Origin of the sequence: Paenibacillus artemisiicola, from assembly GCF_017652985.1 — a bacterium.
Lineage (GTDB): Bacteria > Bacillota > Bacilli > Paenibacillales > Paenibacillaceae > Paenibacillus_Z > Paenibacillus_Z artemisiicola.
This window is the reverse complement of record NZ_JAGGDJ010000086.1, coordinates 1-12,023: the sequence shown is the minus strand read 5'-3', so window position 1 is coordinate 12,023 and position 12,023 is coordinate 1. Positions and strand designations below refer to the sequence as shown.

The following is a 12,023-nucleotide window of genomic DNA, read 5'->3' as shown; positions in this document are numbered from 1 at the left end:
GAAGCCGACGCCCGGCGCGGCGCGGAGCTCGCGGACGGGCTGCTGCGCCTGTTCGCCCCGCCGGCGCCGCCGGAGCGGCAGGCGCCCGCGGCCGAGACGCGCTTCGATACGCGCGCGCCGCTCGAGCTGACGTTCGTCTGCAAGCCGTTCGTCCGCGCCGGCGGCAAACGGATGCTCGGCATCGAGATCAAAACCGGCGCGAAGCGGCCGGCCGCGATCCCGCGCATCCGCGAGTTTCTGCGCTGCGCGGCGGACGGCGAGCCGTGCGTCCTGTCCAAGTCGCTGACGTACGACCCGCGGCAGCACAGCATCCAAGCGGCGGATTATGCCGTCGTCGCCCGGCTGATCGCGATGGAGGCGCAGGAGCGGCTCTACCGCGATACCTCCGGCGTGTACGCCGCCCACGCCGCGCCGGTGACCGGCGAGCGGATGCTGCCCGTGCCGCCCGGCGCCTGGGACGCGTTCCTGCCCGCGCTCGCCGCGGCGCCGTCCGCGGTGCTGGAGCTCGACAACGTCGTCTATGCCGGCATCGCGCCCGCGGACGAACGGCTTCCGCTTCATTTCGAGCTGGAGCGGCGGAAGCGGCCCGGCTCGGAAACGGCCGAAGACGCCGGGTACCGGCTGCGCGTGCACGGCTTGGCGGACATGACCGTGCTGGACGACTACGGCCTCGTCCTCGCCGAGGGCAAGCTGCTGCGGGAGACGCCCGAGGCGTGCGCGCGGCTGCTCGAGCTGCAAGCGCTGCTGGAACGCGCCGCCGAGCCGGACGAGCTGCCCTTGCCGCAGGCGCAAATCGAGCCGTTCATGGAGCGCGTCATGCCCGGCCTGTTGAAGCTCGGCAGCGTCCGGATCGCGGAGGACGTCGCGGAGCGGGTCGCGCACCGGCCGCTGAAGGCGAAGCTGTTTCTCGACCGCGTGCGCGACCGGCTGCTCGCGGCGCTGGAATTCCACTACGGCGACCTGATCGTCAATCCGCTGGAGCCGGAAGCCGAACGCCGCCGCGGCGGACCGATTCTCGTGCGGGACGGCGAGAAGGAACGCCGGATCCTCGCCCTGATGGAGGAAGCGGCGATGGCCAAGACGGAATCGGGGTATTTTCTCGGCGACGAGGAGCGGGAGTACCATTTTCTCCGCCGCGTCGTGCCGCAATTGGAGCAGCTGCTGACCGTCCACGCCACCTCCGCCGTCCGGACGCGCATCCAGCTCGGCGCCGCGCCGCCGAACGTGACGCTCACGATGAACGAACGCACCAACTGGCTCGAGGCGAAGTTCGATATCGACGGCATTCCCGCGGCGGAGATCAAAGCGGTGCTGAAATCGCTCGAGGAGAAACGCGCCTACCACCGGCTGCCCACGGGCGCCCTCCTGCCGCTCGACACCGAGGAAATGCGGGAGATCGCCCGGTTCATCAACGAAGGCCGGATCACGGCGAAGGACCTGCGCGACTCGGGCATCCGGATCCCGCTCTTCCGCGGCCTGCACCTGATCGACGCGCCGCGCGGCGGCGCCGTCAAGCTCGACAAGGCGTTCCGCCGGCTGCTGGAAAACCTGCGCAACCCGGACAACCTTGATTTCCCGGAGCCCGAGGGGCTGCTGCATCCGCTCCGGGATTATCAGGCGTACGGCTACCAATGGCTGCGGACGCTGGCGCACTACGGCTTCGGCGGCATTCTCGCCGACGACATGGGCCTCGGCAAAACGGTGCAGGCCATCGCCTTCCTCGCCGCCATGCTGCCGGCCATCCGCGAGGAGCGGCTGCCCGCGCTCATCGTCGCCCCGGCTTCGCTGACGTACAACTGGCGCAGCGAGCTCCGCAAGTTCGCGCCGCATATCCGCGCGGCCGTCGTCGACGGCGCGAAGGCCGAGCGGGACGCGGCGCTCGCCGCCGGAGCATCCGTCGACGTCGTCATCACGTCCTATCCGCTGCTGCGCCGGGACATCGCCGAATACGCGGCGCATTCGTTCCACACGCTCATCCTGGACGAGGCGCAAGCGTTCAAGAACGATGCGACGCAGACGGCGAAGAGCGTCAAGCTGCTGCAAGCCCGCCACCGGTTCGCGCTGACCGGGACGCCGATCGAGAACCGGCTCGTCGAGCTGTGGTCCCTGTTCGACGCCGTCTGCCCGGACCTGTTCCCGGGACGCAAGGCGTTCGGCGAGCTCGCCCGCGAGACGATCGCGAAGCGCGCCCGGCCGTTCCTGCTCCGGCGGGTGAAGGCGGACGTGCTCAAAGAGCTGCCGGACAAAATCGAATCCGTCCAGGCGTCCGCCCTGCTGCCCGAGCAGAAGCGGCTCTATGCCGCCTACCTCGCCAAGCTGCGGGAGGAGACGCTCCGGCACCTGGACAAGGACACGCTGCACCGCAACCGGATCCGCATCCTCGCCGGCCTGACCCGGCTGCGCCAGCTCTGCTGCCATCCCGCGCTGTTCGTCGAAGACTACGCGGGCGGCTCGGGCAAGCTGCGCCAGCTGCTGGAGCTGATCGACGAATGCCGCGCCGCGGGACGTCGGATGCTCGTCTTCTCGCAGTTCGTCGAGATGCTGAAGCTGATCCGGCAGGAGCTGCAGCTGCGGAACGTGCCGTACTTTTACCTGGACGGCAGCACCCCGCCAAGCGAGCGGCTCGAGCGGAGCAACCGGTTCAACGACGGCGAAGGCGACCTGTTCCTCATCTCGCTGAAGGCCGGCGGCACGGGCCTCAACCTGACCGGCGCGGACACGGTCGTCCTGTACGACCTGTGGTGGAACCCCGCCGTCGAGCAGCAGGCGGCCGACCGCGCCCACCGGATCGGGCAGAAGAAGGTCGTGCAGGTCATCCGCCTCGTCGCCCAAGGCACCGTCGAAGACAAGATGATCGAACTCCAGGAGCGCAAGAAGAACCTGATCGACGACGTCGTCCGCCCGGGCGAAGAGCCGCTCGCCGCGTTGACCGAGGACGAGATCAAGGAGCTGCTGATGCTCACTTGACCCGGCTCCGCGTCTCCCGTACGTCCCGCCGAACCGCCAAGCTGGCACGCGGCTTCCGTCCCCGGCTTTCGGATCGCTGTTCCCGAATTCCTTCCCATGACGAATACGACCGACCGCCTTATCCGCCAAGAACGACTTGGCGGATTTTTTATTTTCCCGGTTGCGCAAATTCTGTATGCATAATATACTGTTTATAATATACACCATAACGAAAAGGAGCATGAAGCACATGACCGCATTCGCGATCGAAACGAAAGGGCTTCGCAAAGCGTTCGGCAAGCAGACGGTGCTGAACGGCATCGACCTGACCGTGCAAGCCGGCACGATCTTCGCCCTGCTCGGCCCGAACGGCGCCGGGAAAACCACCCTGATCAACATCCTCTCCACGTTGACGAGGCCGGACGGAGGCACCGCGGCCGTCGCCGGCCGCGACGTCGTCCGCGAGCGCGACGCCGTCAAGCGCGCCATCAGCCTCACCGGCCAGTTCGCCGCGGTCGACGACATGCTGACCGCCCGCGAGAATCTGACCATGATGTGCCGGCTGTCGGGGTTCTCGCCGTCCGAAGCACGCGCCCGGACCGCGGAGCTGCTCGCGCTGTTCGACCTGGAGGCGAGCGCCGGCAAGCTGGCCAAAACCTACTCCGGCGGCATGCGGCGCCGCCTCGACCTGGCGATCAGCCTCGTCGCCCGCCGGCCCGTGCTCTTCCTGGATGAGCCGACGACCGGACTCGACACCGTCAGCCGCCGCGCCTTGTGGGACACCATCCTGCAGCTGCGGAACGAAGGCATGACGATTTTTCTCACCACGCAATACTTGGAAGAGGCCGACCAGCTGGCCGACCGCATCGCCGTCATCGCCGGCGGACGCATCGTCGCGTCCGGCACCGCGCACGAGCTGAAAGCCCGCGTCGGCGGCGAGCGGATCGAGCTCGTCGGCGAGGACGACGAGGCGCTCGCGGTCTACGCCACCGACGGCACCCTCCACGACATCCGCCGGACGCTGAACGAGCTCGCGGGCAAAGCGCCCGCCGGCACCCGGATCAGCCTGCGCAAACCGAGCATGGACGACGTCTTCGTCGCCCTGACATCCGCCGATTATAAGGAGGCCGCCCAATGATGAACGCCACCCGCAACGTCCCGGCGCGCAACGCGTCCCTCGGCGTCGTGAACGCCGTCTTCATCGCCCGCAGCATCCGCCTCAGCCTGCGCAACGCCGAAGCGCTGATCATGGCGATCATGCTCCCCGTCATGTTAATGCTCTTATTCACCTACGTCTTCGGCGGCGCCATCGATCCCGGCGGCGATTACGTCGACTACGTCGTGCCCGGCATTATCCTGCTGTGCGCCGGGTTCGGCTCCGCCAGCACCGCCGTGGACGTCGCCCACGACATGACGAACGGCATCATCGACCGCTTCCGCACGATGCCGATCCGCAGCCTCAGCGTCATCACCGGCCACGTCGCCGCAAGCCTGGCGCGCAACCTGCTCGCGACGGGCGTCGTCATCGGCGTCGCGTTCCTCGTCGGCTTCCGCTCGTCCGCCGGCTTCCCGGAATGGCTGGGCGCCATCGGCCTCATCGCGCTGTTCATTCTCGCGCTCACCTGGCTGTTCGCCGCCATCGGCCTCATCGCCGGCTCCCCGTCCGCGGCGTCGGGCTACGGCTTCATCCTGCTCTTCCTGCCTTATCTCTCCAGCGCGTTCGTGCCGACCGAGACGATGCCGCGCTGGCTGCAGGGCGTGGCGAACCATCAGCCGATCACGCCGGTCATCGAGACGATCCGCGGGCTGCTCACCGGCACGCCGATCGGCGACAGCGCCTGGCTGGCCGCCGTCTGGTGCCTCGGCATTCTGCTGGTCGCGATCGCGTGGAGCGTCGCGGCATTCCGCCGGAAAGCCGGGAAGCGCTAGAGAGGCAATGACCGCCGCCGCGTTCGCGGCAACGGTAAACGCCGATCCGTTCGCGCATGCGAAAAAAGCACGCCGGTTCCGCTTGATGCGGAACGGGCGTGCTTTTTGTTTCCGTTCAAGCCGCCGGTCGCCGCAAGACAGGCGGCGATTAACGCCGTTTATCGTCAACGGCGTCAACCGCCATGCCTTCGGGACCGGCATGCCGGTCCATGCGATTGCGCGGCTATGCGGCTATACGGCAACGAGGCGACTATACGGCCGGTCGGCTGCGGTTAACCTTCGTCCGGCCCGGCCGGTCCGCCTTTCGGCGCCTGCCGCCGGCGCTCCAGATACTGCTCGACGCCGTCCAGAATACGCTCCAGCCCGAACGCCAGATCGTCGCCGACCGTGCTTTCGGCTTCGCGCTCGCCGCCATAGATGCCGGACATGACGATCGGGTACAGGTCGGGGAAGCGCTCCGGCGTCACCAGCTTCTTCAGCGCGGGGCTCATGGAGAGGCCCGCGAAATCCTCGGGCGTCCCGCCCGCGCGAAAGGCCGTCTCCATGTCGCGCCGGATGAGGCCGACGGAGCGGCCGTAGCTGCTCAGCAGCAGCAGCACGGACATTTTCTCGTAATCGTCCAGCTCGAGCGGGCGCAAGGTGCGGATCACCCAATCGATCAGGCGCAGGACGCTCGGCGTGACCGGCACGCTCTTCACCGGAATGTCGCCGTACCACGGATGCTTGACGAACACCCCGACGCACGCGTCCACGTAGGCGCGAAGCCCGTCTCGCCAATGCTGCGCCGGATCTTCCGGCGGGATCGGAATTTCGCTCACGGCCTCCTGCATCAGCAGCAGCAGGTCCTCCTTGCTCGTGATATAGCGGTACAGCGACATTGTCGTATAGCCGAGCGACTGGGCCACGCGGCTCATCGAGACGGCCTGCAGCCCGTCCGCGTCGGCGATGGCGACGGCCGCGTCGACGATTTGCTTGATGCTGAGCTCGCCCTTCGGCCCCCGTTTCCCCTGCTTCACGAGGCCCCAGGCGAGGGCGACGCCGACCGGCAGCCGCCGGAGCGCTTCATCTTCCAAGTCATGGCCGTCAGGCATGGGCAAATCCTCCGTTATGATGCTTTCGCTAAATTGTATACGTCATAAACAGTGTACCACAACCGCTATGACGGAACAATTCCGCGGGGCCTCGGAACGGGCGTAGCCGTCGCCCCGCCCTGCCTCTCGCCGCTCGCCGGGGGAGCTTGCCCGGAAGCGCTACGCCACCGCCGCTCGGCCGGCATCCCGCCGCTTGCCGCGTTTGCGCGCGCGGGCCTTCATCCGCCACACGGTCAGCCCCGTGATCATCAGCACGAGCGGCATCATCCCGAACGCGAAGGCGACGAGGCGCGTCGTCAAGCCGCCCCACGTGGCGAAGTGCAGCCCTTTGCGCCAGGCGTTGTACAGATTGATCGCCCAGTTCGGATGCGTCTTGTACAAAATCGCCCCGCTGGCCGCGTCCATGTAGATCGTGCTGTTGCCGTCGCTCGAAGCGCCGAAGCCTTCCTTGACGCCGAACTGGTACGTGTCGCCCGGCTTCCGCGGCAGCGTCACCTTGATCAGCTTGCTGTGCGGATACTGCTCGCGCACGAGGTCGACCGCCCGCCCGAGGGACAGGATGCCCGCGTCCGGCTCGCCCGCCGCGGTCTTCTTCGCGGAATCCGGCACCGTCTCCTTGGCCTGGAAGCCGACCCAGCCCGGAATCTGCTTCTCGTAGGCGTTGACCGCCCCGGTCGCGGCCGAGACCAGCAGCACCGGAATCGACAGGATCCCGACGACCTTGTGCAGGCTCATGTTGAGCGCCAGCCGGCCCCGGCCCCGAATGATCCGGAAGCCGAGCGCGAGCTTGCGGATGCTGGGCCACCACAAATAGACGCCGGTCGCCAGAATCAGGACCAGCCCTACGCCGATCCACCCCACCAGATGCGCCGCATGGGTCTTGCCGATCACGTTCGTCATCAGGAAGTAACGATGCAGATTGTAGATCGTCTCGAACGGCTCGCCGCGCTCCTCCTTCACGTTGCCGAACGTTCTGCCCGTGCCGGGATCGGCGTAAAGCGTGCGCTCGTTTTTGCCGTCCTCGGAAATATGCACGTGGTAAAACCCGTCCTTCGCCGGCCATTCGATGACGTCCGTCCCGAACGCCGGATTGAGCGCGTCGGCATGCGCCTTGACCGCCTCCGCGCCGATATCCCCCTTGGTCGGGTGCTCCCCGACGGGATACAGCCAGCTTTCCAATTCCGGCTCGATCATGATGATGCTTCCCGACGTGCACGTCGTTACGACGAACAGGCCCAGTATCAAACTGAGCAGCAAGTGCGTTCTTAATACGGCTTTCCGCATGCCTTCCGTCCCACCCTGTCCTTGTAATGGCCAATCCGCGAGCCCGTCCCGCCCGTAATCCCGCATCCGGAGCCGATCCGCTTGTCCGGCGGGCGCGACGAAATTACTGATAATGAATCTCATTCTCACTACTGTCAAACGATTCCAATGATAATCATTATCAGTCGCGATGTCAATCCATCATTTACGCAAACGCAAAAAACGCCGCTTCCGCCGAACGGCGGAAGCGGCGTTGCGATGAACCGGCTCAGGGGCGGAGCTTCGGCGCCCGAGCGGCAGCACGTCCCCGGGCAGGCCGCTCAATACCCCGCCGCATATGCCGCGGCGGCGGCCTGGAGATAATATGCCAGCCCCGTCTGCTGTTCCTCCAGCATGCGCAGGTGGAAGCCGTCCTGCAGGAAGAACGCCGTCTGCGCCGCGAACGACTCCGGCGTAATCGCGTGCCCGCGCGCGTTCAAAAACTCCAGGTGCCCGCCGATCAGCTCCCGCACCCGCATGTCCGTATGCATCGCGCCGTCCCGCAGCGCGTCCGCCATTCCGTTCATGAACAGCATCGCTTCCCGCGCCTGCTCGTTCATCTCCGCGGCGTCCGGCGCCGTCTCCAAAATATCCACGCCGTAGGCATCCTTCAGATACGTCCGCTGCTCGTCCAGCGCCTCCCGCCATTCCGCTTCGCTCTTCAACCCTTCGAACATCTCGCTCACCTGCATCGCCTCGCCTTTCTCCATGGATTCCAGCGTCTTCGTCAGCGTCCCGATGACCGCGTCCAGCCGCTTCCGGCGTTCCTGCAGCAGCCGCTTCTGGCCGCCCAGCGCCTCCCGGGGATCCTGCTCGCCGTCCATCAGTGTCCGGATCCGCTCGAGCGGAAAATCCAGCTCCTTGTAGAACAGGATCCGCTGCAGCCGTTCCAGCTCCCGCCGGCCGTAGTAGCGATAGCCCGCCTCGCTGATTTCGCCCGGGAGCAGCAGCCCGATCTTGTGGTAATGGTGCAGCGTCTTGATCGTCGCGCCGGACAGCTCCGACAGCTCCTTGACCGTATGCTTCACTTGCCTTCGCTCCTTTCAATCCGTAGTGTAAAGTCTTCCCTAAGCGGAGAGTCAATGCCCCTTCGCCGAAAAGTTTCCGCGCCCGCGGCTGCTCGCCTCTCCCCCGCGTATGCAAAGCGCAGGACGCAAAAAAGCCGGGACGCCCCAGGGGCGTTCCCGGCCTGCCGGCCCGGCGGCCGCGCTTCAGCGCGCGGCGTTCAGCTCGATGATGTTGCGGTCGGGATCCGTCAGGAAGATCTGCGCGAAGCCCGTGATGCTGTTCCGGTTGTGGCGGTGCTCGATGCCGTGCTCGGACAGCCAAGCGATCGTCTCGTCGAAATCGGCGACGCGGATCGCGAAGTGCCCGTCGCGCGTGTCGATGCCGCCGCCGCGCAGCGTCTCGCCCGGATGCACGATCAGATGCAGCTGCTGCCCGCCTTCCCCGATGCCGTACCACGCGCCGGGAAAATCGAATGCCGGCCGCGGGATTTCCCGCAGGCCGATAACGTCTTCGTAAAAGCGTTTTGCCCGTTCCAGGTCGGTTACGATCAAGCTGACATGATGAATACCTTCGTGGCGAATCATCGCGTAGGTCCACCGCCTTTTTCGCCTATTATAGCATGGCCGGACCGCTTGCGGACGTCAGATTTTGAAGCGGCCCACCATGTCGGACAGCTCCTGCGCGATGGCGCTGAGCGACTCGGCCGCCGCGGTGATCTCCTGCGCCGACGCGAGCTGCTCCTCCGTCGTGGCCGCGACGGACTGCGTCGCGCCCGCGGCGTCGCGGGAAATCGCGCTCATGTCCTGCACGGACGCGGACACCTGCTCGGAGCCGGCCGCCATCTGCTGCGCCGCCGCGGCGACCTCCTGCACCCGCTCGGACACTTGGCGCGCGGTCCCGGCGATGCCGCGGAACGCCTCCTCCGCGTCGGCGACGGCCTGGATGCCGAGCCGCACCTCGCCTTGGCTCTGCTCCATCGCGCGCGCGGCCTTCAGCGTATCCCGCTGGATCTGCTCGATGACCTCCGCGATGCTGCCGACCGACTGCGCCGACTGCTCGGACAGCTTCTTGACCTCGCCCGCCACGACGGCGAAGCCTTTGCCGTGCTCGCCGGCGCGCGCCGCCTCGATCGAGGCGTTCAGCGACAGCAGGCCCGTCTGCCTGGCGATGTCGCCGATCAGGCCGACGATCTCGCCGATGCGGCCGGAGTGCGCCTCCAGCAGCCGGATGTCCGCGCCCGCGCGGCCCACCGAGCCGCCGATGGCGTTCATTCGCTCGACGGCGGCCCCGATGGAGACGTTGCCCCGCTCCGCCAGCTCGCTCGCCTCCACCGACAAATCCGATACCGTCGAGGACGATTCGGCGATGCGCTGGATGCCCGTCGCCATTTCTTCCATCGCCCGGCCCGTCTCATCGGCGCTATGCTGCTGGCGCTCCGCCCCGGCGGCCACCTCCTGCACCGCCTCGGCCACGTGCTGCGTCGCCTCCGCGTTCTGCCCGGAGCTCGCGAGCAGCTCCTCGGACGACGCGGCGACGGACGCCGCCGTCTCGTGGATCCGCCGCATCGTCGCCTGCAAATTCGCCGTCATCTCGTTCACCGACGCGGCGAGCTGGCCGATCTCGTCCTTCGAGCGCGCCTTCAGCGCCTCGACCGTCAGGTCGCCCGCCGCGACTCGGCGAAGCGCGGACGACGCGCGTTTGAGCGGCCGCGAAATCCGGGCGTTCAGGAACGCCGCGAGTCCGACGGCGATCAGGACGGCGGCCGCCAGCACGACGATCGCTTCGATGACGCTGCCGCGGTAGATGTCGCGGCTTTCCTTCGCCGCGTCGGCCGCGCCCTTGTGGTTGAGCTGCACCAGCTTCGACATGTCCTGCTGCATGGCGGCGTAGGCCGTTTCCGTCTGCTGCAGCAGCTGGACGAGCTCTTCGCCGTTCGCTTTCGCGCCGTGAATAAGGTCGACATGCTCGCTGTACGCGATCGCTTTGTCGTACAGCTCCTTGTAGGCCGCCCATTTGTCCCGCAGCGCTTCCGCGGCCGCCTTGTCTTCGGCGTTCGCGTACGTCGCGGCGTACCCGTCCAGCTGCTGGTCGACCGCCATGATCGTGCTCGAGGCGTCGACCATGTAATTCATCTTTTTGCCCGGATCGACGCTCGCCAAAATCTTGTATTGAAACGTCATGACGTGCTCCGTCAAGTAATTCACGTTATTCGCGATCTCGACCCCGTTCATCCAGTTCTTCGTGATGCTGTCCGTCTTGTCCGCCATCCGCCGCTCCGACAGCAGCGAGATCGCGCCCAACGCCCCGATCAGCGCGATTAACGCCATGAACGACAAAAACAGTTTCTTTCCTACGCCGAATGTCATGATGCCTGGTTTCAATCGGTATCACTCCTATGGTCTTTTTGGAAGTGATATCGACACCTTTCGACCCATTCATGAGCGTTTTCCTGAAAAAAAGCAGGAAGAACGGCTTATTTTTTCAAGCCGCTCCCATGAAAGCGCTCTCACCCGCCTGACGCCTTCTCCGCCATGGCCGTGCGGCGCGGGAAAAAGCCCCCGAAAGCCGCGATTCGCCGCGGCCCCAAGGGCTTCCGCCTGCAACCTCCGGCCTAGGAACGGGCCGGCAGCGAGAAGAGCTTCGTCCACGTCTTGCCGCCGTCGGCCGTCTTGTATATGCCGGGCTTCTCGAAGCTCGTGACCGCCAGGTAGCCCGTCGTCGGCGTCAGGAACGAAAGCTTCCCGTCGTAGCCCGGCGCGGCGCCCGGCAGGTTGGTCCACGTCTTGCCGTCGTCGAGCGAGCGGCCGAACTGCAGCGCGTCGAGCGCCCCGCTGCCCGCGACGAGGAAGGCCGCCTGGCGTCCGACGACCGCCATGTCGGTCGGTCTGCCGGCGGGTCCGACCAGCTTGCCGGCCGGCACGACCGGACCCGGCGCCGGGCCTCCGCCCGCCGTCGGGCGCGAAAGGATCTGCTTCCATTGCGCGCCCGCGTCAGACGTATGGTAGACGGCGTACGACGTCTGCGACATGCCGGAAGCGCCGTACAGCAGCACCCAGACGTCCGCGCTGTCGGTGCCGTAGATCATGCCGCCGACGACCGTATCGGACTTCACGTGCAGCGAGCCGGTCCAATGCCGCCCGCCGTCGACGGTGCGCTTCACGTCATAGCCGCCGGGGGCCAATACGAGCGCCCAGCCCTTCTGCTCCGTCATGAAATGCGCGTAGCGCGTGTTCGGCGGCGTCGGCAGCTTCGTCCACGTCTTGCCGCCGTCCGTCGTCTTGTACGTGAACGCGCGCGTGAAGCCGAAGCCCGTCTGGCCGTTCATGAATGCGATGCGGTCGAACGGATGGGCTCCGGTCGGGATCCACGTATAGCTCGAACCGCCGTCCGTCGTCTTCAGCAGCGTGTTCGGCTTGCCGTACGCGACTTGCGCCAGCACGTAGCCCGTCGTATTGGTCAAGAATTGCATTTGCGCGAAATTCAGCGTGCCGGCGTTGTAGATCGCCTGCCAATGGCAGCCGCCGTCCGACGTGCCGATCATGAATCCGTTGCCCGCCGCGCGGCCGACGTTCTTGCTCAGGAATTGAATCGACTGCAGGTACGGGTCCGACGTATCCTTCATCGCCTTGAGCTGCAGGCCGTGCGCGTCGGTTCGGCAGGGCGGCGCCGGAGGCGCCGAAGCCGCGGCCGCGGGCGCCGGGGACGCCGCGCCGAAGCCGGTCAGCGCGCCCGCCGCCAGCACGGCGG

9 protein-coding genes are annotated in these 12,023 nt (G+C 66.7%); 3 read left to right on the top strand and 6 right to left on the bottom strand.

Annotated features, from left to right (window positions below; genetic code table 11):
• The 3 genes from I8J29_RS32730 to I8J29_RS32720 form a co-directional block, all read left to right on the top strand.
• The coding region (locus I8J29_RS32730; RefSeq protein ID WP_208851456.1) for a DEAD/DEAH box helicase at positions 1-2,967 on the top strand (2,967 nt) is incomplete at its 5' end.
• Positions 2,968-3,196: 229 nt separating this feature from the next.
• A complete protein-coding gene (locus I8J29_RS32725; protein WP_208851455.1) occupies positions 3,197-4,084 on the top strand; it encodes an ATP-binding cassette domain-containing protein in 888 nt (295 codons plus the stop codon).
• Complete coding sequence (locus I8J29_RS32720) at positions 4,081-4,875, top strand: ABC transporter permease (RefSeq protein ID WP_208851454.1); 795 nt, start codon at positions 4,081-4,083, stop codon at positions 4,873-4,875. The genes I8J29_RS32725 and I8J29_RS32720 overlap by 4 nt, the downstream gene beginning before the upstream one ends.
• Positions 4,876-5,147: 272 nt before the next feature.
• Here the strand turns inward: I8J29_RS32720 and I8J29_RS32715 are convergent, their stop codons facing one another.
• The 6 genes from I8J29_RS32715 to I8J29_RS32690 all read right to left on the bottom strand — a co-directional run.
• A complete protein-coding gene (locus tag I8J29_RS32715; protein ID WP_208851453.1) occupies positions 5,148-5,966 on the bottom strand; it encodes a TetR/AcrR family transcriptional regulator in 819 nt (272 codons plus the stop codon).
• A 159-nt stretch (positions 5,967-6,125) separates the two neighbouring features.
• A complete protein-coding gene (locus tag I8J29_RS32710; protein ID WP_208851452.1) occupies positions 6,126-7,250 on the bottom strand; it encodes a PepSY-associated TM helix domain-containing protein in 1,125 nt (374 codons plus the stop codon).
• A gap of 299 nt (positions 7,251-7,549) precedes the next feature.
• The gene (locus I8J29_RS32705; protein ID WP_208851451.1) at positions 7,550-8,296 is read right to left on the bottom strand and encodes a MerR family transcriptional regulator; all 747 of its coding nucleotides are present in this window, start codon (positions 8,294-8,296) and stop codon (positions 7,550-7,552) included.
• A gap of 183 nt (positions 8,297-8,479) precedes the next feature.
• Positions 8,480-8,860: a VOC family protein gene (locus tag I8J29_RS32700; RefSeq protein ID WP_090639545.1), complete on the bottom strand. Its 381-nt coding sequence runs from the start codon at positions 8,858-8,860 to the stop codon at positions 8,480-8,482.
• A 57-nt stretch (positions 8,861-8,917) separates the two neighbouring features.
• Positions 8,918-10,657: a methyl-accepting chemotaxis protein gene (locus I8J29_RS32695; protein ID WP_208851450.1), complete on the bottom strand. Its 1,740-nt coding sequence runs from the start codon at positions 10,655-10,657 to the stop codon at positions 8,918-8,920.
• 230 nt (positions 10,658-10,887) lie between these two features.
• Positions 10,888-12,023: WD40/YVTN/BNR-like repeat-containing protein (locus I8J29_RS32690; RefSeq protein WP_208851449.1), on the bottom strand; the 1,136-nt coding region annotated here is incomplete at its 5' end.